General features: G+C 63.7%; 22 protein-coding genes. 10 read left to right on the top strand and 12 right to left on the bottom strand.

The annotated features are described in order from the left end of the window. The first annotated feature begins 9 nt into the window (after nt 1-9). Entirely contained in the window at nt 10-378 is a 369-nt protein-coding gene (locus E0E41_RS03460) for a BlaI/MecI/CopY family transcriptional regulator (RefSeq protein ID WP_130868738.1), read from the top strand. Continuing rightward, a complete protein-coding gene (locus E0E41_RS03455; protein ID WP_130868737.1) occupies nt 371-2,164 on the top strand; it encodes a M56 family metallopeptidase in 1,794 nt (597 codons plus the stop codon). Before E0E41_RS03460 ends, E0E41_RS03455 begins: the two co-directional genes overlap by 8 nt. Here the strand turns inward: E0E41_RS03455 and dinB are convergent. From dinB to csaB, 9 genes are all read right to left on the bottom strand, one after another. After that, nucleotides 2,156-3,403, bottom strand: a complete 1,248-nt coding sequence (gene dinB, locus E0E41_RS03450) for a DNA polymerase IV (RefSeq protein WP_130868736.1) — start codon at nt 3,401-3,403, stop codon at nt 2,156-2,158. The two genes, E0E41_RS03455 and dinB, sit on opposite strands and share 9 nt — an antisense overlap. Before the next feature lie 59 nt (nt 3,404-3,462). Next, nucleotides 3,463-4,650: a DUF2812 domain-containing protein gene (locus E0E41_RS03445; protein ID WP_130868735.1), complete on the bottom strand. Its 1,188-nt coding sequence runs from the start codon at nt 4,648-4,650 to the stop codon at nt 3,463-3,465. Next, nucleotides 4,647-4,958 carry a PadR family transcriptional regulator gene (locus tag E0E41_RS03440; protein WP_130868734.1) on the bottom strand — a complete coding sequence of 104 codons (312 nt, stop codon included), beginning with the start codon at nt 4,956-4,958 and terminating at the stop codon, nt 4,647-4,649. The genes E0E41_RS03445 and E0E41_RS03440 overlap by 4 nt, the downstream gene beginning before the upstream one ends. A 136-nt stretch (nt 4,959-5,094) precedes the next feature. Continuing rightward, nucleotides 5,095-6,420: a branched-chain amino acid transport system II carrier protein gene (locus E0E41_RS03435; protein WP_130868733.1), complete on the bottom strand. Its 1,326-nt coding sequence runs from the start codon at nt 6,418-6,420 to the stop codon at nt 5,095-5,097. Nucleotides 6,421-6,444: 24 nt separating this feature from the next. Then, entirely contained in the window at nt 6,445-8,037 is a 1,593-nt protein-coding gene (locus E0E41_RS03430) for an amidohydrolase (RefSeq protein ID WP_130868732.1), read from the bottom strand. Between the two features lie 269 nt (nt 8,038-8,306). Further along, nucleotides 8,307-8,954: an HAD family hydrolase gene (locus tag E0E41_RS03425; RefSeq protein ID WP_130868731.1), complete on the bottom strand. Its 648-nt coding sequence runs from the start codon at nt 8,952-8,954 to the stop codon at nt 8,307-8,309. 59 nt (nt 8,955-9,013) lie between these two features. Then, the gene (locus E0E41_RS03420) at nt 9,014-10,006 is read right to left on the bottom strand and encodes an inorganic phosphate transporter (protein WP_130868730.1); all 993 of its coding nucleotides are present in this window, start codon (nt 10,004-10,006) and stop codon (nt 9,014-9,016) included. A 48-nt stretch (nt 10,007-10,054) separates the two neighbouring features. After that, nucleotides 10,055-11,131 (bottom strand): glycosyltransferase family protein, encoded by a 1,077-nt coding sequence (locus E0E41_RS03415; protein WP_242623673.1) that lies wholly within the window; start codon nt 11,129-11,131, stop codon nt 10,055-10,057. Nucleotides 11,132-11,138: 7 nt separating this feature from the next. After that, nucleotides 11,139-13,499, bottom strand: coding sequence for a polysaccharide pyruvyl transferase CsaB (csaB, locus tag E0E41_RS03410; protein ID WP_242623672.1), 2,361 nt, complete (start codon nt 13,497-13,499; stop codon nt 11,139-11,141). Between the two features lie 114 nt (nt 13,500-13,613). Between csaB and E0E41_RS03400 the strand changes: the two genes are divergently transcribed. From E0E41_RS03400 to E0E41_RS03390, 3 genes are all read left to right on the top strand, one after another. Further along, entirely contained in the window at nt 13,614-14,126 is a 513-nt protein-coding gene (locus E0E41_RS03400) for a DUF4330 domain-containing protein (protein ID WP_130868729.1), read from the top strand. 67 nt (nt 14,127-14,193) lie between these two features. Further along, the gene (locus tag E0E41_RS03395; protein ID WP_130868728.1) at nt 14,194-14,763 is read left to right on the top strand and encodes a phosphatase PAP2 family protein; all 570 of its coding nucleotides are present in this window, start codon (nt 14,194-14,196) and stop codon (nt 14,761-14,763) included. 44 nt (nt 14,764-14,807) lie between these two features. Then, nucleotides 14,808-15,185, top strand: coding sequence for a metal-dependent transcriptional regulator (locus tag E0E41_RS03390; protein WP_130868727.1), 378 nt, complete (start codon nt 14,808-14,810; stop codon nt 15,183-15,185). Nucleotides 15,186-15,227: 42 nt separating this feature from the next. Here the strand turns inward: E0E41_RS03390 and E0E41_RS03385 are convergent, their stop codons facing one another. From E0E41_RS03385 to E0E41_RS03375, 3 genes are all read right to left on the bottom strand, one after another. Then, on the bottom strand, nt 15,228-16,538 hold the full coding sequence (locus E0E41_RS03385) for an MATE family efflux transporter (protein ID WP_130868726.1): 1,311 nt from the start codon (nt 16,536-16,538) through the stop codon (nt 15,228-15,230). A gap of 141 nt (nt 16,539-16,679) precedes the next feature. Next, nucleotides 16,680-17,105 (bottom strand): flavodoxin, encoded by a 426-nt coding sequence (locus E0E41_RS03380; protein ID WP_130868725.1) that lies wholly within the window; start codon nt 17,103-17,105, stop codon nt 16,680-16,682. A 31-nt stretch (nt 17,106-17,136) separates the two neighbouring features. After that, entirely contained in the window at nt 17,137-17,700 is a 564-nt protein-coding gene (locus tag E0E41_RS03375; protein ID WP_130868724.1) for a DUF3793 family protein, read from the bottom strand. Between the two features lie 185 nt (nt 17,701-17,885). On the opposite strand from E0E41_RS03375, the gene E0E41_RS03370 reads away from it, so the two are divergent. The 5 genes from E0E41_RS03370 (at nt 17,886) to E0E41_RS03350 (ending at nt 21,443) form a co-directional block, all read left to right on the top strand. Beyond that, nucleotides 17,886-18,842 (top strand): tRNA dihydrouridine synthase, encoded by a 957-nt coding sequence (locus E0E41_RS03370; RefSeq protein ID WP_242623671.1) that lies wholly within the window; start codon nt 17,886-17,888, stop codon nt 18,840-18,842. Between the two features lie 25 nt (nt 18,843-18,867). Further along, nucleotides 18,868-19,692: a pyrroline-5-carboxylate reductase gene (gene proC / locus E0E41_RS03365; RefSeq protein WP_242623670.1), complete on the top strand. Its 825-nt coding sequence runs from the start codon at nt 18,868-18,870 to the stop codon at nt 19,690-19,692. A gap of 98 nt (nt 19,693-19,790) precedes the next feature. Further along, on the top strand, nt 19,791-20,297 hold the full coding sequence (locus tag E0E41_RS03360) for an RNA polymerase sigma factor (protein ID WP_130868722.1): 507 nt from the start codon (nt 19,791-19,793) through the stop codon (nt 20,295-20,297). Continuing rightward, nucleotides 20,275-20,553, top strand: a complete 279-nt coding sequence (locus E0E41_RS03355; protein WP_130868721.1) for a hypothetical protein — start codon at nt 20,275-20,277, stop codon at nt 20,551-20,553. Before E0E41_RS03360 ends, E0E41_RS03355 begins: the two co-directional genes overlap by 23 nt. Further along, a complete protein-coding gene (locus E0E41_RS03350; RefSeq protein ID WP_130868720.1) occupies nt 20,547-21,443 on the top strand; it encodes a double zinc ribbon domain-containing protein in 897 nt (298 codons plus the stop codon). The genes E0E41_RS03355 and E0E41_RS03350 overlap by 7 nt, the downstream gene beginning before the upstream one ends. Nucleotides 21,444-21,474: the final 31 nt, after the last annotated feature.

The raw sequence follows: 21,474 nt of genomic DNA, 5'->3' as shown, positions 1-21,474 counted from the left end.
GGTCTGTATATGGAAGATCTCAGACTGTTCGACGCGGAGTACCGGCTGATGGATCTGGTGTGGGAGCACCAGCCCATCAACTCCACCGCCCTGTCCAGGCTGTGCCAGGAGAAGCTGGGGTGGAAGAAGTCCACCACCTTCAACCTGGTGCGCAAGCTGGGGGAGCGGGGCATCCTGAAAAATGAGAACGCCACCGTCACCGCTCTGGTAGGGCGGGAGCAGGTTCTCCGCCGGGAGAGTGAGGCGGCGGTGGAAAAGTCCTTCGGCGGCTCGTTGCCCAACTTTGTGGCCGCCTTCCTCAGCGGGAAAAAGCTGTCCCATCAGGAGGCGGAGACCTTGCGGCGGCTCATTGACGAAAGCGAGGAGCACCATGACTGAGCTGCTGATGGCAGTAGGGGACATGAGCCTCATCGCCGCCCTCACCGCCCTGGTGGTCATCGCCCTGCGGTGGGTGCTGGTGAAGCTGAAAGCCCCTGCCTTTGTGCGTCTGCTGCTGTGGGCGGTGGTGCTCTTCCGCATGGTGTGCCCTGTCAGCTTCACCAGCCCCTGGAGTGCTGCCGCCTTGGTGGAGGAGGCGCTGCCTCCTATGGCTCAGGTGCAGGAGACCCAGGAGCCGGTTCAGCAGCCGGGCACAGTGGGTGTTCCGGCCATCTCCCCGGAGGAGCCTCTGCCGGAGGATGCGGCGGTGGAGATCACCACCCTGGAGCCCGCAGAGGTCCCGGAGCCCCGGCTTTCCCCTATGCTGCCGCTGGCCCTTTTGTGGCTGGCGGGAGTGGCCCTCCTGTGGGGATGGTGGCTGTACACCCACCGGAAGCTGAAAAAGCGGATGGAGACGGCGGTGCAGGCAGCCACCGGCGTGTTTGAGAGCGACCGGCCCGGTCCGCCATTTGTGCTGGGCTTCTTTCCGCCCAGAATCTATCTGCCCAAAGATCTGGCGGAGCCAAACCGGAGCTATGTGCTGGCCCATGAGCGGCTCCACCTGCGCCGGGGGGATTTCCTCTGGAAGCCCCTGTTTTTCCTGGCGGCGGCGGTCCACTGGTTCAACCCGGTGCTGTGGCTGGCCTGGCAGCTGTTCTGCCGGGACCTGGAGGCCTCCTGTGACGAGGGGGTGCTGGGTCAGCTGCCCGAGGGGGAGCGCACCGGCTACGCCCGGGCTCTGCTGGCCCTGGCCGCCCCTGAGACCAGCCGCCTGCCCGCCGCCTTTGGGGAGCACGACGTGTCCCGCCGGGTGAAGGGGGCCCTGGCCTACCGCAAGCCCGCCGTCATCGCGGCGGCGGTGCTGGTCATTGCTGCCGGAGGTATAGGCCTGTGGCTGGCTGCGGATTCTACCGGCGGGGCGGGCCTGCCCCAGTCTCCGCCTGCCATCACCCTGTCCATCGACAGTCGTGAGGCGGAACTCACCGCCGCCCACTGGGACGGCGACACGCCCCCTGATCCGGCGGAACTGCTGGCGGACGCACCGCTGTTCACCGATGATTACCTCTGGGTTCACAATGTGAGCCTGTCTGTCTTTGGTCAGCCCCAGCCCCGGAAGGGGGCCTATACGGACTATCTGCTCCGGGACGGGCAGTGGGTGGAAGGGCTCAATGGTTCTATGACATACACCATCGGCCTCCACCCCCGGGAGGATTCCGCCGGAACCGGCACGGAGGAACGGGGCGTGGTCCTTACCTACACCTGGAAAGAAGGATTTACCAGCCGCTCCGCCACCTATGCCTTCCGCCTGCTGGTGCCGTCCGTCCGGGAAGATCAGGTGTTGGAGGAGCCGCTGATGGTCTCCGATGGTACCATTCTTCCGGTCTATGAGGGCGGTCCTTCGGAATTCGGTTCCATCGTGACCAGGGGTGATCTGCCCACCCTGCCCATGGACGCGATTCTTACCATCAATGACCTCTCCACGCCCTTCCAGTCCGCCGAAACTACCCTATACCTGCTGGATGGGGACGGTACGGTTCTGGATCAGGCCGTTGTGGGGGGCAGCAGCAGCGACAACGAGGTGGAGCATGTACGTTCCGCGTTCGGCTTTCCCCTGAACCGGGAGGATGTAGAGAACAGAGGCTGGGAGGGTGAAAATCTGCTGCTGGCCGTGACGGTGGAATACACCTGGTTTGAAGGCACCCAAACCCAGTGGAGCAGCGCCTTTTGGGCGGTGCCCTCAGTCTGACGGCCTGACCTCCTCCGGCGGCCCGGGCGGGATAGGCCGCCGGTCTCCCCGCCGGAGGTTGGAGGCGGAGGAGATGGCCTCCCGGCCGTATTTGTCCCGGATGCCGTCCATGGCTTTTTCCAGCTTTTCCAGCTTGTCCCGCCTGGGCGCCGCGTCAGCGGCGAACAGATTGATCTGCTCCCCTGCGTCCCCCTCCTCCACCAGATTCTGCGCGGTGATGGTGAGGGCCCGCACCGGGGCCTTTTCGTTCCACGCCGCATGAACCAGCGCCATGGCCGCCTCCACCAGGTCCCTTGAGACGTAGGTGGGGGCGGTCAGCCGCGTCTGGCGGCAGATATCCTTGAAATTGGGGTCCCGGATGGTGACCTGGACCGTGGTACACTTGAGGGCGTGCTTGCGCAGCCGAGCGGCCACCTCGTCGGCCAGCTCGGACAGGGCGGTGCGCAGCTCCGCCCACCCCACCAGGTTCCGGGGGAAGGTGAGGCCGTTGCCCACCGACTTGGGCCCCGGCATGTCCCGGGCGGGGATCACCGGGCTGTGCTCCGCCCCGGTGGCATAGTCGTGGAGGGTGTAGCCCCCTTTGCCCAGGATCTCCCCCAAAACCTCCCGGTCAAACCGGGCCAGGTCCCCGATGGTGCGCACGCCGTAGCCCGCCAGCACCCGGGCCGCCGCCCGGCCCACGAACAAAAGGTCGGTTACCGGCAGGGGCCACAGCAGCTGCTGATAATTGTCCCGGGTGATGACGGTGGTGGCGTCCGGCTTTTTGTAGTCGCTGCCCATTTTGGCAAAGACCTTGTTGAAGGACACGCCCACCGATACCGTCAGCCCCAGCTCCTCCCGCACCGCCCGGCGGATCTGGTCGGCCAGCCCCTTGCCGTCGGTGTGGAACAGGTGGAGGGTGCCCGTCACGTCCAGCCAGCTCTCGTCGATGGAGAAGGGCTCCACCAGGTCGGTGTACCGCTCGTAAACGGCGTTGACCTTTTTGGAGTATTCCCGGTACTTGCCATGGTGGGCGGGGAGGAGGATCAGGTCGGGGCATTTCCGCCTGGCCTGCCAGATGGTCTCAGCGGTCTGGACCTTGAAGGCCTTCGCGGGCTCGTTTTTGGCCAGAATGATGCCGTGGCGGCTCTCCGGGTCGCCGCATACCGCCACCGGTTTGTCCCGCAGCTCCGGGTGGTCCAGCAGCTCCACCGAGGCGTAAAAGCTGTTCAGATCGCAGTGGAGGATGACCCGCTCCATCCCATCGCCCCCTTTGCATTCAGGATATCACGCTTCCGCCTGAAAGTCAAACATACGTTCTAATTGCGGGATGCCACAAGTTCTTCCAGTAGTTCCGGGCGGCTGGTCAGATCCTGATTGCCGGAGTAGGACAGATAGACCACCACGCTGCCCTTCCGGAGGAAAAGCCGCTGGCCGGGCCACTGGGTGTCGGTGGCCAGCACCGCCCGGTCAAAGCCGGGGAGGGTGACCTCCTCCACCTGGTACTCCTCCGGGAAGTAGTTGTACTGGGTGTACTGATACACCAGCTCCTTCAGCAGGGGAGCGGCCAGGAAGGGGAGAGACAGCCGGTACCAGTTGATGGTGAGCCGGGGCTCATAGTCCCCGCCGTCGGTAAGCCACTGGGTGATCTCATACTGCTCCGGGGCCACCAGGGTGCATGTGAAGTTGACATAATTGTTTCGATCCTGTCCGTCCTCCCAACGGCCGTCCACCAGAGGCTCCAGTTCCGGATCGCTCTCCAGCTCCGCCAGGGAGAGGGAGGGGACAGGCTTGTTCAGCCCCTCCAGCTGCCCCTCCCAGGAGCGGGAGGTGGTGACCGCCAGAGCGCCCAGGTAAAGGATGCACAGCGGCAGGAGAATCCAGCTCACCGCCCGCTGCCAACGGGCAGCGGTTTTCCAGCTTCCGTCCCGCCGGGGCGGCTCTCCCTCCTCCAGCCGTCTGCGCAGCCGGAAGAAGGCCCTGTAAGATCGGATCGTCATACTTGTGGACAGAATATCCAGGATCAGATAGAGCAGACTGCCGCCGACGGGGTTTTCCACCAGCTGGTAGAGGATGGGGGCGGACAGCAGGAAAAAGGGCAGGAAGATGAGGACCAGCATCGCCAGGGTCAGGGCGGTCAGCAGAATACAGGTCCGCCTGGCCCGCTTTGCCACCTGCTCCAGGGCGTAGCTCTGCACCACCGGGTCGGTGTGGAGCTCCGGGGCCTCCGGGTCCCGGTTGACATACAGGTCGAAGTATTTTCCCAGGCTGCCCGCGTATTCCCAGCCCAGGGATTTGCAGTAGTCCCGGTTTTCCCGGGTCCACAGATTCCCGGCGGGGTCCAGCCGGTATCGGACCGGGGCGGGTTCCCCCCGGCGGAAGACGGTACCCATGGCCCAGGTCCGTTCAAAAAACAGCCCTTTTCGGGCCATGTCCTCCAGCCAGCCCTCAAAGTGCTCCATGTCGATGGGGTCCACCCGCATCCATTTCCGCACCGTATCTCTCATGGCATTTCCTCCTCCGCGTCGTCCAGACAGGCCCGCAGCCGGGCCACCTCCTCCAGGTAGCGCCTGCGGCCCTCCTCCGTCAGGGCGTAGGTCCGCCGCCGGCCGGCCACCGCTGTCTCCCGGATCAGGGCCTCCTCCTGAAACTTGGCCAGAATGGTATACAGGGTGCCGGGGCCCAGCCGTACCCGGCCCCTGGTACGTGTCTGCACCCAGTCGGCCATCTCGGTGCCGCACCGGTCCTCCTTCAGCAGGGACATCAGCACATAGAACATGGATTCCGTCAGCAGCTCCAGGGTCTTGCGTCCCATCTTCCTCACCTCCTGATATCGAGACACGATATCGTCTGCGGATATTATAATATCGTCCCTCGATATTGTCAAGAGAAAGGAACCCCTGAGCCATCCTGGGACGGCTCAGGGGTTTCAACAGGAAAATGATTTGTTGTCAGGACTGAGCGGTCTCTTCCGTGGCGGCAAGGGGCTGATACTTGGGGCGGCCCCGGCAGATCATGGTACCCACTACCGCGCCGATGATGGCGGGCACCAGCCAGGAGAAGCCCATGCCGGAGAGGGGGAACCAGGACATCAGGTCCTGCAGCCAGCCGATGTTGGGGTTCACGCTGAGCACCGCGTCGCCCAGGCTCACCACCGCGGCCATCAGCACGCCGCCCTTGTAGGGGCCGTCGTTGGGCAGGAAGTTGTTGAGCAGGCCCAGAACGGTCATGACGATGGTGGAGGGGTAGATGACCAGGAACAGGGGGGTGACGTAGTTGACGATGTTCTGCACGCCGGTGATGCCCATGAACACGCCGATGAGGCAGGCGATGAGCATCAGGACCTTGTAGGGCACCTTCTGCTTGAAGAATTCGTAGAAGAAGCCCACGGCGGTGGTGCCGATGCCCACGGCGGTGGTCAGGCAGGCCAGAGCCACCGCGCAGCCCAGGCAGGCCATACCGGCGGTGCCCATGATCTCCCGGATGATGCCGGAGAGCAGGGCGGTCTGGGCGGTGTCCTGGGGATAGGTGGCGCTGGCGCAGGCGCCGATATAGGTCAGGGTGCCGTAGACGGCGAAGAGTACCACGATGCAGACGATGCCGGCCAGGAAGCCGCCCCGCTTGCAGGCCTTGCCGTCGTAGCCCCGGCGGCGCAGATCCAGCAGGATGACGCTGGCAAAGAGGATGCCCACGGTCAGGTCGCCGGTGTTGTAGGCGGTGAGGATGGCGGTGCCGAAGGGGTTGCCGATGCCGGTGTCAATGGGCTGGCCCACAGGGCTGATCACGCCCTTGATGAGCACGATGGCCAGCAGCACCACCAGGATGGGGGTCATGTACTTGCCCAGCTTGTCGATGACGGAGTTGGGGTCGCAGGCGAAAAAGTACACCAGGGCGAAGAACACCACCACGGTGATCCAGATGGGCACGTTGGGGAAGAGGGGCTGAATGGCCATCTCATGGGTGGTGGCGGCGCTCCTGGGCAGGGTGGAACCCATGGCGATCAGGGAGCAGCCGATCAGGTAGTAGAGGTTATAGCACCAGGGGGATACGTGCCGCATCAGATCCTTGGCATCCTCGCCTACATTGTTGACGGCCCAGAGGGCCAGCACCGGCAGGATGATGCCGCCGAACAGCAGGCCCAGGGCGCCCAGCACCCACTGGGTGCCGCTGAACAGGCCGATCTGGGGCGGGAAAATCAGGTTGCCGGCGCCGAACATGGTGGCAAACAGCGCCAGGCCCACAATGATGGTATCCCTTGCAAAATTTCTCTTCTTCATTCTCGTTTCCTCCTTCTTCTTGCCTCAGGCCTCCGCATTGCGGTAGACCGTCCGGCCGTTGAGCACCGTCTCCAGAATGCGCACCTTGGGAAAATCCTTGGGGTCGGTCTCAAACAGGTCCCGCTCCAGCACCACCAGGTCGGCCAGCTTGCCGGGCTCCAGGGTGCCCCGGACGGCCTCGTCCCGGCTGGCCCAGGCGGCGTCGGAAGTGAACAGGCGGATGGCCTGTTCCACGCTGAGGGCCTGGTCCGGCAGGTAGGTCCTGGTGCCGGAACGGTTCTGGCGGGTGATGGCTGCCCGCATATTGTCCAGGATGTCGAATGGCTCCACCGGGCAGTCGGAGCCGCCGCTGACCCGGATCCCCAGGTCCTCCATGGCCTTCCAGTTGTAGCAGTCCTTTGCGTGGGCCGCGCCCACCCGCTCTTCGATGATGTTCATGTCCGCGTCGATGAAGATGGGCTGGATGTAGGCCTGGAGCCCCAGACGCTTCATCCACTCCAGCAGGGCGGGGGAAGTGGTCTGGGCGTGGACGATGCCATGGCGGTGGCCCGGCCAGGGGTTGGCCTGCTCCGCCCGCTCCACGGCCCGGCACACCTTCTGGAGGGCCAGGTCGCCGATGGTGTGGACCGCCACGTCCATGTGCTGGTCGTGGGCGGCTTTGATCCGCTGGAAGAGCTCCTCCTCTGTGTAGGCGGGAATGCCGTGGTTGTCCCGGTCGTCCACATAGCCGTCGATCATCTCGGCGGACTTAGCGCCCAGGGAGCCGTCCTGAAGCAGCTTCCGGGGTCCGGTGCGGAACAGGCTGGTCCGGTCCGCCGGGTCGCTGCGCACCGCCAGCAGGCGGCCGAAGTCCTCCTGATCCACCAGGCACTGTTCGTAGAGACGCACGGTCAGCTCCCCGTCCTTGTCCATCTGCCGGAGCAGCTCCACAAGGTGGATGGGGTCCACGCCGGCGATGACCTTCAGGTCGTCGGAGTGGACGCAGGTGATGCCGGCGGCGTTCAGATCCTTCTGGCCGATCTTCATCAGCTCCCGCACGTAGGCGTCATCCGCCTTGGGCAGCACCTCCATGTACAGACGCATGGCGTCCTCCCGCAGCAGGCCGTTCTCAAAGTCCACGTGGCTGAGGGTCTCCGGGTCCACCCCATCCAGGGCACGAATGCGGTCCAGCATCACGCCGTTGCAGCTGGCGATGTGGGCGCAGGCCCGCAGCAGACACACCGGGATCTCGGTGGAAATGCGGTCCATGTCCGCCCGGTTGGGCATCCGCCCTTCCGCCATGCTCTCCTGATTCCAGCCCATGCCCAGCAGGTAGTCCGGGTGGTTCTGCTCAATCCGCGTCTTGCACCGGGCCACGATCTCCTCGATGGACGGCACGCCAAACAGAGCCACGTTTTTCTGGAACATGGCGTAGTAGAGCAGGTGCATGTGGGTGTCGTTGAAGCCGGGCAGCATCATGGCCCCCTTCAGATCCCGCTTTTCGTCCCAGGACTGCTTCAGCGCCTCGTCGGTATCGCCCAGAAAGATGATTTTGTCGTCCTGAACACCGAGTGCCCGGCAGCGGGTCATCTGCCCATCCATCGTGACTACATTTCCGTTGAACCAAAGTCGTTTCATAAGCTTGTCCCCTCTATCCTTTGACTGTAGCCGTAGCTTGGGCTGCTGCAAATTTGGTGCCAATCTTTCGCCGATAAAAGAGACCGCCGAAAACAGTACTGCACCGGGTACGGCGCCCTTGCCGTACCGGTGCAGTCTCTTTTCGGCGGCCCGCCTTAGCCGCTGATTTAAAATCGCAGTCCGTTTGCCCTATGGCTCCAAATATTGCAGCATTGCTACCGCGTTAGTGTAGCACAGTGGGAAAGAAAAAGCAAGAAAAAAATGTAAAATCACCTGAGGAGCTGTTGAGCCAGCTCTTCCCGGGTAGCCACGATGGTGGTGGCCCCGTGCTCGGTGAGGAAGGCCTCGTCCCGGAACCCCCAGCTGACCGAAATGCAGGGCAGGCCGGAATTTTTCGCGGTCTGGATGTCCACATCGGAATCGCCGATATATACCGCGCCCTCCGTCGGGGCGTCCAGCTCGGCCAGGGCCCGAAATACGGTGTCGGGGGCGGGCTTGCGGGCGACCCCCTGGGATTCGCCGATGGCCACCTCCACCCGGTCGCCGAAGTAGGCCTGACACAGCCCCTTTACCGCACCATCGAATTTATTGGACACCACGGCGGTGTGGATCCCCGCCGCCCGGAGCTGGTCCAACAGCTCCAGCACCCCGGGATAGGGGGCGGTCTTATGCTCCATATTGATCAGATAGTGGGCACGGAAGTCTTTCAGCACCTGGTTTTCCAGCTCCGCGTCCGTGCCCTCCGGCACCGCCCGGTGGATGAGCAGGCCCACGCCGTTGCCCACAAAGCGGCGTACCTCCTCCACCGTGCGGGTGGGAAAGTGGTGGAGGGCCAGGGCGTAATTGGTACTGTCGGCCAAATCCTGCAAGGTGTCCAGCAGGGTGCCGTCCAGATCGAAAATGGCGGTATGATACATGAGAAAATGTCGCCTCCTGTCCCAGAGTGGGAAATTTGCACGGAAGGCAGTATACCACATCATAGGCCAAAGAGAAAGAGTTTTCCCAGGAAAAATCCCAGTGCGCCGCAGCCGGGAAAGGTACACAGCCAGGTGAGGATGATCTGACCTGCCACCCGGCTGTCGGCTTTGGAGCCCGCACCCAGGATGGCGGCGGTCTTGGCGTGTGTGGTGCTGACGGGCAGGCCCAGCAGAGTGCAGATCAGCAGGCAGCTGCCGCCGCCCAGGTCGGCGGCCAGACCCTGCCGGGGCGCCAGGCACACCATCTCCCGACCCACCGTGTCAATGATTTTCCGCCCGCCCAGGGCGGTGCCTGCCGCCATCATTCCGGCGCACAGCAGGGCGGTTCCGGCGGGAACGGAAAAGACATCGCCTGCCGGGATGATCCCGGCCAGGGAGAGGCCCAGCAGCAGTATGCCCAGGCATTTCTGCCCGTCCTGGGCGCCGTGGAGGAAGGCCATGGCTGCCGCGCCCCACACCTGTCCCCGGCGGCACAGGGCGGGGGAGGGGCGGATGAGGTTGAGCGCCGCCCCGCATACCCGGCCCAACAGCCAGCCCAGGCCCACCGACAGCACCAGGCCCAGCAGGATTCTGCACCAGGGCCCCGGGTGTACCGTACCCCCCGGCAGGGCCAGGGCGGCGCCGGTGACGGCGGCTGCCAGACCGTGGCTTTCGCTGGTGGGGATGCCGAAGCGCCAGGCGGCGGTGGACCACAGTACTACAGCGCACAGCCCGGCGCACAGGGCCGAGCGGGCGGACTGGGTGTCCGCCCCGAACCCGGCGATGGCAAACAGGGTCTCCGCCACCGTGGTATTGACCGCGGTGACCCACATCAGCCCCGCCAGATTGCACAGGGCGGCCAGTCCCACCGCCCGGCGGAAGGGCAGGGCGCCGGTGCATACCGCCGTGGCGATGGCGTTGGGTGCGTCGGTCCAGCCGTTGACCGCCACCACCGCCAGCACCAGGGCGCAGGTCAGGGCGGCCACCGGGTCGGACAGGATCTCCGTCAGCATAAAAAACACCCCCGGCCCATCTTACGGGACAGGGGGTGTGGATATACCTTACTGATACAGGCCGATGGCGGTGAGGATGCGCTGGACCTGCTCCGCCCGCACCGGCCAGGCGGCGCTGGCGCCGTGCTCCTGGCGGCGGAGGCGTGCCCAGTCGCCGGTTTCCGTGAGGGCCCGGCGGCACAGCCGGGCGAACTCCTCCGGGGAGTGGGCCCCGTAGATCACGTCGGGGAAGTGCTCCACCTGGTCGGGGTAGAACATGGACACGATGGGCTTGCCGGAGGACAGGTACTCATAGATCCGGGTGGGGACGATGTCGTCATACCGCTCCGACCGGCGGCGCAGATTGAGGCAGACATCGAACCGGGCCAGATAGTCGGGCACCTCCACCGGGGCCCGGCGGCCCAGAAAGCACACGTTGGGATACCGCTCCAGGTGGCGGGCCATGGGGCTGTCCTCCACCCTGCCCAGAAAGACGAAGGTGCAGTCGGGCAGGGCCTGGGCGGCCTCGGCCACCGGGGCCAGGTCCAGATCCTCCCACACCACGCCGCAATAGCCCAGCACCGGCCCGGATACCCGGGCCAGCTCCGGCGGGCACTCGGCCTCCGGGCGGGTAAACATCTGGTGATTGACCCCGTTGGGCAGCAGGGCGATGTTGTCGTTGCAGGGAGAGAGATGGTCGATGAGCCCCGAGGAGGCGGCAAAGATCACATCGGAGGCCAGGGCCAGGTCGCTCTCCCACTCGGGGGGATAGTCGGGCCAGTCCCGGTCACAGTCGTATACGATCCCACGGTGGGGCAGGTACTCCAGCAGGTGGATCTGTTCCGGGCAGGTACACCAGATCAGAGGCTCCCGGAACCGGTGGCGGTCCATCTGCCGCAGAATATGGGCGGCCAGCTTCCGGTAGTGGCGTCGGAAGAGCAGCTGATGGCGCTCCTCCGCCTCCAGCACCGGCGGCAGGGTGTATACCGTCAGGCCGGGGCGCAGTTCCCGGCCCGGCTTCTTCCACTGTCTGCCCGGCGGCTCAAAGTAGAGCACCTTTGCGTCCTTCAGCCGGGTCATGAGCTGCTGGGTACGGGTGGGAATATTCCGCCAGGGGGCGGGGGAGAGGCAGAGAATCTGATTCAAGGACACCTCACCTCTCCAGCAGTTTGCGGGCGGTTTCGCTGTTGCGCTGTTCCACCTGGCGCAGCCGCTCCACACCGCCGGACAGGAATTCCGTGTCCCCGATCCGCTTGCAGGCGGCGTCAATATATTTGCACAGGCTCTCTGCCGTCACCTGGCTCAGGTCGGTGTACAGGTCCTGGCCGATGTAGGACAGGAAGGAACTGATCTTCTGGTCGTACACCACACCCACCAGAGGCACCCCCTGGCCGGCAGAGAACACCAGGGCGTGGAGCCGCATGGAGACCACCGCCTGCATCCGGGCAAACAGGCCGATGGTGTGGCCGGAGCTGCCCGTCTCGTTGAGAATATAATGGGGGGCTTTCATATACTGGGCGGCGGTGCGGGCGGCGGCCACGTCCAGCCGCCGTTCGATGGGCAGGAACACGGGAGTCAGACCGTACTTCTCGTAGGCGTAGTCCGCCGCGGCGGCAAAGACCCTGGCCTTTTCCTCAAAGCCCGGCCAGGGCCGGAGGGAGAAGCCGATATACTTTCCCTTTGGATCAATCCCCTGACTCTCCAGAATGCCGTCGATGGCCTGCTCCGGGGCAGGCGGGAGGATGACGGTGGGGTCGGCGGAGAGGATGATCTCCGGCGCGGTGACCCCCATATCGTCCAGCTCATCCTTGGAGTGGGTGTCCCGGAGGGTGATGGCATCCACGCTCTTCTGGAGCACCCGGGAAGCCCGGCGGCGGTTGGCGGGGGAGTGGATGGGGCCGATGCCGCAGCCGTACATCATCACCTTGTTCCCCAGCCGCTTGGCCCAGGAGATGGTGAACAGATAGAACCACAGGGAGCGGTGGCTGGTCACATCCTGCATCAGGGAGCCGCCGCCGTTGATATAGAGGCGGGTCTTGCGCATCCGCCACAGGAACTTGGGGAAGGCGAAGGTGTAGATGGAGTTGACCCGGTAGGTGAGCCGGGTGGATTCCGGATTGCGGGAGAGGACCCACACCGGCAGATCGGGGTCCACCTGCCGCAGCTCGGTGACGATGGCCTCCAGAATGGCGTCGTCACCGGCGTTGCCCCGGCCGTAGGCGCCGCATACCAGGGCCCCGTCCCGTTTGCCCGTCTTCCGGGCCTGACGGCGGAGAATGGCCTCATAAATGGAGAGCTGCCGCTGGAGGGTGCTCTCCAGGGAGTAGTCCTGCTTGGCCCGCTGATAGAGACGCTGCCCCATGTGGCGGCGCAGCTCCGGGTCCTGGGCCAGGGCAGCCAGATGATGGGCCAGGGCCTTATAGTTCCCCGCCTCAAAGAGAAAGCCGTGGACCCCGTGCTCGATCAGGTAGGGCACGCCGCCCACACGGCTGGCCACTGTGGGCAGGCCGGCCCGGGCCCCCTCGGTGAGGGAGTAGGGGAAGGTTTCAGACAGGGAGGTGAGGGTGTTGATGTCCAGAGCGTTGTAAAAGCTGTCGGTGTCGCTGACCCAGCCGGCAAAGCAGACCTCATCCGCCACGCCCAGCTCCCGGGCCAGATTTTTCAGCATGTCCATCTGCTCGCCGTCGCCGGCGATGAGCAGGCGGAGGTTGGGACAGCTCTCATGGGCCAGGGCGAAGCCCCGCACCAGGGTAGCGATGTCCTTCACCGGGTTGAGGCGGGCGGCGATGCCCACCACCACGCTGTTTTCGTCGGCCTTCAGCCCCACGCTTTTCCGATATTCCTCCCGGGTCATGGCGGGGGGGCGGGGGGGAAAGTCCAGACCGTTATAGATGGTGGACAGCCTGTCCGGGGCAAATTTCCGGGGGATGAGCAGGTTGGTCATGGCGTCGGGCACGCCGATGCGGTAATCCAGGCAGCGCAGGGGGNTCATGGCGGGGGTGCGGGGGGTAAAGTCCAGACCGTTATAGATGGTGAACAGCCTGTCCGGGTCAAATTTCCGGGAGATGAGCAGGTTGGTCATGGCGTCGGACACGCCGATGCGGTAATCCAGGCAGCGCAGGGCGATGGTATTGATGGTGCCGTAGGTGAGCCGGGAGAAGGGCCGGCCCAGGTAGTCCAGCCGGTAGTCGGAGTGGACGGTGGTGACCACCGGCAGGCCGGTGGCTTTCCGCAGCAGGGCGCCCATCATGTTGCCCCGGGCGCCGTGGCAGTGGATGATCTGGCAGCCGCTCTCCTGGACCATTTTTTTCAGGGTGCGGAAGGTGCGCAGCAGATTGTGGCCGGGGAGCACCACGGTGGGGATGCCCAGTTCCCGGGCCTCCTGGGCAAAGGGACCCTCCATAAAACACACCATTGTCACATCGATGGTGCGGGATAAATTCTGAAGCAGCATGTGGACATGGGTCTTGGCGCCGCCGCTGTCGCCGCCGGAGATCAGATGAATAACCTTCATGAGATAAAAACCTCCGAAGAAAGTACTTGTCGGGCCATAGAGAGTTATGGTACAATACCCAGGTACCATTGTACCAATGATTATGTCAATTTACAACCTCGGAGGTTATAAAAGATGATAGACGAAAAGGGAAGACTCTTTGGAAAAATCAACATCGTGGATCTGCTGGTGATCCTGGTCATCATTATCGCCGCTGCGGTGCTGGGCGTGAAGTTCCTGAGTCCCAACAGCTCGGTGTCCGTCAATCCCAAGACCACCCATGTGACCTATAAGGTGCTGGTGGAGAGCGTCCGTCCAGAGGTGTATGAAAATATCCAGCAGTATATCCCCTCCACCCTGATGGCCTCCGGTGAGATGCTGGACGGCCAGGTGGTGGCTGTGGAGGCCAAGCCCCACACCACCAACGCCACTGTCAGTTCCAGCGGGGATATGCTCCTGGTGTCCACCGACAAGGAACTGCTGGACCTGACCTTTACCATCGAGTGCAATGTGGTCAATACCATTACCACGGAGATCGGCACCCAGGAGGTCCGCCTGGGCAAGAGCCACATTGTCAAGACCGACAAGTTTGAGATGAACTCCGGCACCATCATCGACTGTGTCTGGGATGACGGTACGGAGAAGTAAAGAGACAACAGACGGACAGGGGCGGCGGTCTATCCGCCGCCCCTGATTGTTTGCAGGAGGAACGACTATGCCGGAATGGCTGCTGAATATAGACGGCGGCGTGCTGCTGTGGATCCAGGAGACGCTGCGCTGCACCATATTGAATGGTGTTTTGAGTGTATACACCCAGTTGGGCAACGCGGGCATCCTGTGGATCGTGCTGTCGGTGGTGATGCTGTGCTTCCGCAGGACCCGCAAGGCGGGGCTGGCCAGCCTGCTGGCCATGCTGCTGGGCCTGCTGTGTACCAATGTGGTGCTCAAGCATCTGGTGGGCCGTACCCGGCCCTGGCTGACAGTGGAGGGGCTGGTGCCTCTGGTGGCGGAGCACGACCCCAACTCCTTCCCGTCGGGCCACACCTGTGCTGCCTTTGCCTCCGCCTCTGCGTGGTGCCGGACCCTGCCCCGGCGGTGGATGAAGGTGACCGGCGTGGTGATGGCGGCCGTCATGGGGTTCTCCCGGCTGTTTGTGGGAGTCCATTTTCCTACCGATGTGCTGGCCGGACTGGCAGTGGGTCTGCTGTGCGGCTGGCTGGCCTGCCTGCTGTGGCGGCGGGTCCCGGCCTGGCGGCGGCTGGAGCCGCCTTGCCAAGAAAGCTGAGTTGTGATAAACTGTAAAAAAACTCCGCTGGAAAGGAGCGCACCATGAACATCTACGAATCCGCCGAAAACTATCTGGAGACCATCCTCAGCCTCCATGAGACTCAGGGCCTGGTGCGCTCCATCGACATTGCCAACCACCTGCACTTTTCCAAGCCCAGCGTCAGTGTGGCCATGAAAAAGCTGCGGGAGAGCGGCTATATCGAGATGGACAAGGAGGGATTCATCTCCCTCCTGCCCGCCGGGGAGGAGATCGCCCGCCGGATCTACGAGCGGCACAAGCTGCTCACCCAGTTTTTCATCCGCCTGGGGGTGAGCCCCGATGTGGCGGCGGCGGACGCCTGCAAGATCGAGCACGATCTCAGTGAGGAGACCTTTCAGAAGATCAAGGAACACGCCCTGGGCAGAGAGAACCAGGCATAAAAAAGGACGCGGAAGCGTCCTTTTTTTATGGGTTTTATGCGGTCATTGGCGAATCGGTCCAGCGGCCCTGCTCAGCCGGAGCGCGAGGGCCAGAGTCACCGCCTCCGCGGCCAGGGGTGCGCTCCAGACGGTGTCCCCGCCGAAGAGCATGGGAATGCAGAAGATGGCCAGTGCTTTCATCACGATCCCCCGGCTGACGGCGATGAGGTTTGCCGCTCCCGTCCGCTTTGTGGAGAACAGGAAGGCTGTGCAGATCAGGTTCAGGGCCATGGGGAAAAAGGAGAGGCTGAACAGGGGCAGGGCCGCCGATGCCAGCCCCACCAGCTCCGGGTCCCGGTTGAAAATACAGATCACGGGCCGGTCAAAGAGGCACAGTCCCCCGCAGATCAAAACGGACAAGGCCAGATTGATCAGGATTCCCCGGCGGAAATACCAGCCCATTTTTTCGGTATCCCCTCTGCCGTAGCAGCGGCCCCAGAGGGGCTGCAGGCCCTGAGCCACTCCGGACAGGATGGCGTTGGCCAGAGAATAGATAAAGCTGAGCACGCTGAAGGTGGATACGCCGATATCGCCCATCAGGCTTGCCAACGTCAGATTATAGCAGAGAGCGGTGACAGGGGTGGTGAGCTGGGTGACCGCCTCCGGCACGCCCCGCTTGCAGATCTTTTTCATCAGGGACAGGTCGGCCTTGAACGGCCGGATCCGCAGTGCGCCCTTTTTTCCTGCGAAATGAGAGAGAAGGATAAGGATGGAAGAGACCTGCCCCAGACCGGATGCCACCGCGGCGCCGACGACACCCATGGAGAGGGGAAAGATGAACAGCCAGTCCAGAAAGATGTTTGCCGCCGCGCCCACGGACATCCCCGCGAAGGCGAGGGCGGGGGAGCCGTCGTTTCTGACAAAGACGGACAGGCAGGAGCTCATGAGCATGGGGACGGAGAAGGCGGAGTAGTAGAACAGATAGTCCGCAGACATATTCCGCATCTCCGCGCTTAGCTCTCCCGCGCCGCTGAGATCCACGATCTGCCGGGAAAACGCCATGCCCGCCGCCATGAGGAGGACGGACAGCAGGGCGGTCATGGAGAGGGCCGTCATGAAGGCGTGGTTGGCGCCCTCACGATCCTCCCGCCCCATACGGATGGCCACCACCGTAGCGCCGCCCATGGGGAACATGGCCGCGATGGCCACCGCGGAGGTGATGAAGGGGACGCCGATGTTGACGGCGCCCAGTGCGGCCGAGCCCACGCCCCGCCCCACAAAGATACCATCCACCACATTGTAAAGATAGGTGACAAACAGTCCGCCCAACGCGGGGAAGATGTACCGGAACAGAGATTTTGTCTCCGCATTCATAAAGTGCCCTCCCGCTGCAAAAAGAAAAGTGGGATAAAACCCAAACGGTCTTATCCCACTTCAACAATCGGATCCGATTGCAAGTCCTCTGACAAGCAGCCCTATTGTAGCATGAGAGGGGGGCAAAGTCAATCGGGCGGTTCAGCCTGCCAGGGACCGGCCCAGAGCCCGGCAGGCCTCGGCGGCGTCGCCCTCGGGAGCCCCGCAGACGATCACCGGCTCGTCGGCCAGATTGCACCCGGCCTCCTCGCACTCGGCCGCCCAGGTGCGCATCCACTCGCCATCCCCCCAGCCGTAAGAGCCGAACAGGCCGATGGTCTTGCCGGACAGGCTGGGCTTGACGGCGGTAAACATGGGCTCAAACTCCGCCTCCTCCAGCTGCTCGGCCCCCATGGCGGGGCAGCCGAAGGCGAAGACGGTGTAATTGCCCACCTGTCCGGCGTCAAACAGCTCGGGAGTCAGCAGGTCGGCCTGCCCGCCGGCGGCGGTCACACCCTCTGCCACCAGATTGGCCATGGCCTCGGTGTTGCCGGTGCCGCTCCAATAGACGATTGCGATCTTGCTCATAGTTCATTCCTTCCTTTCGCTGTGAGAGAATTCAGGCGGCCACGGTGAGCTGCCCCAGGGTGGCCCCCTGGGCATAGCGGCGGCGGTACAGGTCGGTGCAGCGGCGGTAGCGCGCAAACCGCCGCATGGCCTGTTCCGGGTCGCCGTAGCACTTCCAGCAGCCGCAGCAGGTGTAGTTCCTGCCGCCGTGGGCGATGAAGCCGGTCACGTCCTCCAGAGGATACCCCAGAAAGACGCCGATCTCGTGGGGAAACTCCTCCTCCAGACACAGCCGTGCCGCCAGCTGCCGCAGGCAGCCCCGCACCCCGTCCCAGGGCTGGTAGCCCATGGAATAGAGAAACTGCCGGTACTCCGCCCGGTCCAGCAGGGCGGCCAGATCCCGCTCCCGGTACAGGCAGAGCAGGTAGGAGCCCAGTTTCCGGCAGCCCTTCAGGATCAGCAGCCGCAGCCCCCGCTTGGCCAGCGCTGCCCGGCACTCCAGAAAGCGGGAAATGAAGGCGCTCCCGTCCCGGGGGAGAAAGCGGAACAGAGAGGCGGGTTTCAGACCTGCCAGAGTGAGGGCGCCGTGTTCAATGAGGGCCTGTTCAAACTGCATGGGTGGGCTCCTTTCTTAATTAGCCAAGGCTAACTATCGGGGAAAATGTATTGGTTAGCAACAACTAACCACGAGGAAAGTATAGCAGACTGGGGCGTTCCTGTCAAGAGGGATGTGCTCTTGACAGGGGGGAGGGGATGGGCTACAATTTCCAACAGCAGCGCGTGAAACAAGGAGAGAGACGTTTGAAGGCAGAATTCGCCCCCATGGAGGGGGTCACCAGCGTATGGTACCGGCAGGCCCACCGGCGGTGGTTCGGAGATGTGGAGCGGTATTACACCCCCTTTCTTTCCCCTACCCAGGACCACGTGTTTCCCAAGCGGGAGCTGCGGGAGATCGACCCGGCGGGCAATGAGGGGGTGCCTCTGGTGCCCCAGCTGCTTACCCGCCGGGCAGAGGACTTTCTGTGGGCGGCCGACGCCCTGGCAGATCTGGGATATGAGGAAGTCAACCTGAACCTGGGCTGTCCCTCCGGGACGGTGACCGCCAAGCGGAAAGGGGCCGGATTTTTAGCGGTTCCCCAGGAGTTGGACGCCTTTCTGGAGGAGATTTTTTCCAAGTGCCCCATTGCCATCTCGGTCAAGACCCGGCTGGGTATTTCCGACCCGGAGGAGTTCTGGCCCATTCTGGACATTTATAATCAATATCCCATCAAGGAGCTGATCATCCACCCACGGGTGCAGAAGGACCAGTATAAGAACCACCCCAGGCGGGAGCTGTTTGCCGCCGCCGCAGCCAGGAGCCGCGCGCCGGTGTGCTACAACGGGGACCTGTACACCACAGGGGCGGTGGAAAAGTTTCAGAAGGACTGTCCCAATGTGGAGCGGATCATGCTGGGCCGGGGGCTCATCGGTGACCCGGCTCTGGCCCGGAAGCTGGCGGGCGGTCCCGCCGCCTCCAAAGAGGAGCTGAAGGGCTTTCTGGCGGAGGTCTATGAGGGCTACACCCAGGGCTTTGGCAGCAGGCACAGCGCCGTGCTGCGGATGAAGGAGCTGTGGTGCTACCTGATCTGTCTGTTCCGGGACGGAGCGAAATACGGAAAGGCCATCCGCAAGGCCAAAGATCCTGCGGAGTACGAGGCACGGGCGGCGGCGGTGTTCCGGGAGTTGGAGCTGCTGGACGACCTGGAGCCCGATTGGTAAGCAGAGAAAGGAAATGGTGAATCAAATGAAGCGAGTGGCGTTTATCGGCAGCGGCAACATGGGCGGGGCCCTGATCCGGGCGGCCTGCCGGGCCATCGGGCCGGACCAGGTGGTCATTGCCGACTATGCGAAGGAGAAGGCGGCCGCCCTGGCGGCCGAGCTGGGCTGCACCGCGGCGGCGGATAACGCCGGTGCGGTGGAGCGTGCCGAATATATTTTCCTCTGTGTCAAACCTCAGGTGCTGCCCGGCGTGGCGGCCGCCCTGGTGCCCGCCCTCAATGCCTGCCATGGGCGGGGGGAGGACAAGACCCTGGTGTCCATCGCAGCCGGGGTGGAGATCGCCTCTCTCCGGGGGTTCCTCCAGGGTATTTCCTGGGACATCCCCATCCTGCGGGTGATGCCCAACACCTGCGCCGCCATCGGCAAGGGGATGCTGGCCCTCACCGACGGCGGGGCGGGGAACGAGACCGGCCTTGCCGCAGTGGAGGCCATCCTGGCCGACGCTGGCCGGGTGGAGCGGATGGTCGAGGGCCTGATGGACCAGTTCACCGCTGTGGCGGGCTGCGGTCCGGCCTATGTGTATCAGTTCATCGAGGCGCTGGCCGACGGGGGCGTGATGGCCGGTCTGCCCCGGGCCCAGGCTCAGACCTACGCCGCCCAGACCGTGCTGGGTGCCGCGGCCATGGTGCTGGAGACCGGCAAGCACCCCGGCCAGCTGAAGGATGAGGTTTGCTCCCCCGGCGGCTCCACCATTGTGGGCGTGGCGGCCCTGGAGGAGAAGGGTTTCCGCTCCGCCGCCATCCAGGCGGTGATGGCCGCTTTCGCCAAGAACAAGGAGCTGGGCAAGTAAAAGAAAAGCGGGCCGCTGGGCGGCCCGCTTTTTTTGAAAAACCGGTGAACCTTTCGGCCGCCCGGATGGTATGTGTAAGTGAAAGGGGGCGGGAGAGCTTGATCGACATCTATATCCGGCAATACGGCACGCGGCTGTACGGCCTGTGCCGCACCCTCTGTGCCAGCCCCCACGACGCGGACGACCTGTACCAGGAGACCTGGCTCAAGGCTCTGGCCCACCTGGACCAGTACGACCCCGACCGGGAGTTTGAGCCATGGCTCACCCGCATCTGTGTCAACACCTACCGCAGCACCCTGCGGCGGCTGGCCCGCAGCCCGGTCTGGAACCGCTTCTCCACCAATGAAGAAAAGGACGCCGTGCTGGCGTCGGTACCGGCGGAGGAGACAAAGGGGGAGGAGGAGTACGCAGACCTCCACCAGGCGATTGACCGGCTGCCCGACAAGCTGCGGGTGGCGGTGATCCTCTTCTACTTCCGGGACATGGACCTCTCGTCGGCGGCACAGATTCTGGGCATTCCCGCCGGCACCATGAAATCCAGATTGAACCACGCGCGAAAAAAGCTGAAGGAGGCGCTGGAGCATGAAGCAGATCTACCATTTTAATCAAACAGCGCCTCCTGTCCTGCGGGAGAGCACCCTGCAAAAGGAGCTGGAGCGCCGCCGTCTGCGGCGGCAGACCACCCTGCTGGCCCTGGCGGGGATGCTGTGTCTGTTCTGTCTGTTTCTGGCAGCGGCGGCCCTGTATCCGGTCTATCCCGCTTTGACCCTGGCCTGTATGGCCTATCTCTGTGCCGCCGTCACGGGGGCCTGTGTCATTTCCGTTGTATTTGTGCAGAAAAGGAGGGAACTCACATGGTGATGTCGCTGAATGTGGCCTTGTTCCTCATCATCTATCTGGCGGTTCTGGTAGGTATTCCCGTACTCATCGGTGTCTACGTCTACCGGGACGCCACACGCCGGGGAATGAACGCCGTTCTGTGGACCCTGGTGGCGGTGCTGGCCCCGGTGTTTGTGGGCCTGATCATCTATCTGCTGGTGCGGGGGAGCTACTCCGACCTGAAGTGCCCCAACTGCACCGCCCCCGTCACGGAGCAGTACCTCTCCTGTCCCAGATGCGGCGCCCGGCTGAAGGCCACCTGTCCCAGCTGTTCCGCTCCGGTGGAGCCGGACTGGAAGGTGTGTCCCCACTGCGGCAATCCGCTGCCGGAATTCGGGGAGGGATTCACGCCCCCGGTGCGGCGGCAGGACAGGACCCTGTGGAAGATCCTCCTGGTTGTCATTCTCATCCCCGTCCTCCTGATCGTAGTGGCGGTTCTCCTGGTCCTGTCCATCTCCAGAGCCGGAAACAGCGGCGGTGCGGGGGTAACTTCCATGCCGGTAGAAGAGTACCTGAGCCTGGCGGAGGAGCCTCGGGTGGAGCAGTGGCTGAATACCTGCGATGGAGACGATGGCACCGCCTATGTCCTCCGCTATACCGAACCCTGGGGCAACGAGACCCGGGTGCAGTATCTGGTCTATCTGCCCAGCATGGCCAACCAGTCTGAGGTGAATGTAACCACGGCCAGCGGCCTGTTCGGCGGGCCGCTCCTGAGTCTGGACCTGCCCAGCGGCGGCAGCAATGCCGGCCGGTTCCTGATCCTGGCAACCTGTACGGGGGATCCGATTCCCAAGCTGAAGGTGACCTCCAACAGTGAAAGGCTGGACTGTGAGATCACCGATGTGGCCTATCCGCTTGACCCGGTAGATTAAAATAACACCGGGACCGGTATCACCGGTCCCG

The sequence above is a fragment of the Intestinimonas massiliensis (ex Afouda et al. 2020) genome (genome assembly GCF_900626285.1).
In the GTDB taxonomy this organism is placed as follows: domain Bacteria; phylum Bacillota; class Clostridia; order Oscillospirales; family Oscillospiraceae; genus Flavonifractor; species Flavonifractor massiliensis_A.
The sequence above is the reverse complement of the archived record's forward strand: the minus strand, read 5'-3'. Positions and strand labels throughout refer to the sequence as shown.

Bases quoted from the DNA above. Each gene is read 5' to 3' on its own strand.
- E0E41_RS03460 (WP_130868738.1), top strand. From the start codon at position 10: ATGGAAGATCTCAGACTGTTCGACGCGGAGTACCGGCTGATGGATCTG.
- E0E41_RS03455 (WP_130868737.1), top strand. From the start codon at position 371: ATGACTGAGCTGCTGATGGCAGTAGGGGACATGAGCCTCATCGCCGCC.
- dinB (WP_130868736.1), bottom strand. From the start codon at position 3,403: ATGGAGCGGGTCATCCTCCACTGCGATCTGAACAGCTTTTACGCCTCG.
- E0E41_RS03445 (WP_130868735.1), bottom strand. From the start codon at position 4,650: ATGAGAGATACGGTGCGGAAATGGATGCGGGTGGACCCCATCGACATG.
- E0E41_RS03440 (WP_130868734.1), bottom strand. From the start codon at position 4,958: ATGGGACGCAAGACCCTGGAGCTGCTGACGGAATCCATGTTCTATGTG.
- E0E41_RS03435 (WP_130868733.1), bottom strand. From the start codon at position 6,420: ATGAAGAAGAGAAATTTTGCAAGGGATACCATCATTGTGGGCCTGGCG.
- E0E41_RS03430 (WP_130868732.1), bottom strand. From the start codon at position 8,037: ATGAAACGACTTTGGTTCAACGGAAATGTAGTCACGATGGATGGGCAG.
- E0E41_RS03425 (WP_130868731.1), bottom strand. From the start codon at position 8,954: ATGTATCATACCGCCATTTTCGATCTGGACGGCACCCTGCTGGACACC.
- E0E41_RS03420 (WP_130868730.1), bottom strand. From the start codon at position 10,006: ATGCTGACGGAGATCCTGTCCGACCCGGTGGCCGCCCTGACCTGCGCC.
- E0E41_RS03400 (WP_130868729.1), top strand. From the start codon at position 13,614: ATGATAGACGAAAAGGGAAGACTCTTTGGAAAAATCAACATCGTGGAT.
- E0E41_RS03395 (WP_130868728.1), top strand. From the start codon at position 14,194: ATGCCGGAATGGCTGCTGAATATAGACGGCGGCGTGCTGCTGTGGATC.
- E0E41_RS03390 (WP_130868727.1), top strand. From the start codon at position 14,808: ATGAACATCTACGAATCCGCCGAAAACTATCTGGAGACCATCCTCAGC.
- E0E41_RS03385 (WP_130868726.1), bottom strand. From the start codon at position 16,538: ATGAATGCGGAGACAAAATCTCTGTTCCGGTACATCTTCCCCGCGTTG.
- E0E41_RS03380 (WP_130868725.1), bottom strand. From the start codon at position 17,105: ATGAGCAAGATCGCAATCGTCTATTGGAGCGGCACCGGCAACACCGAG.
- E0E41_RS03375 (WP_130868724.1), bottom strand. From the start codon at position 17,700: ATGCAGTTTGAACAGGCCCTCATTGAACACGGCGCCCTCACTCTGGCA.
- proC (WP_242623670.1), top strand. From the start codon at position 18,868: ATGAAGCGAGTGGCGTTTATCGGCAGCGGCAACATGGGCGGGGCCCTG.
- E0E41_RS03355 (WP_130868721.1), top strand. From the start codon at position 20,275: ATGAAGCAGATCTACCATTTTAATCAAACAGCGCCTCCTGTCCTGCGG.
- E0E41_RS03350 (WP_130868720.1), top strand. From the start codon at position 20,547: ATGGTGATGTCGCTGAATGTGGCCTTGTTCCTCATCATCTATCTGGCG.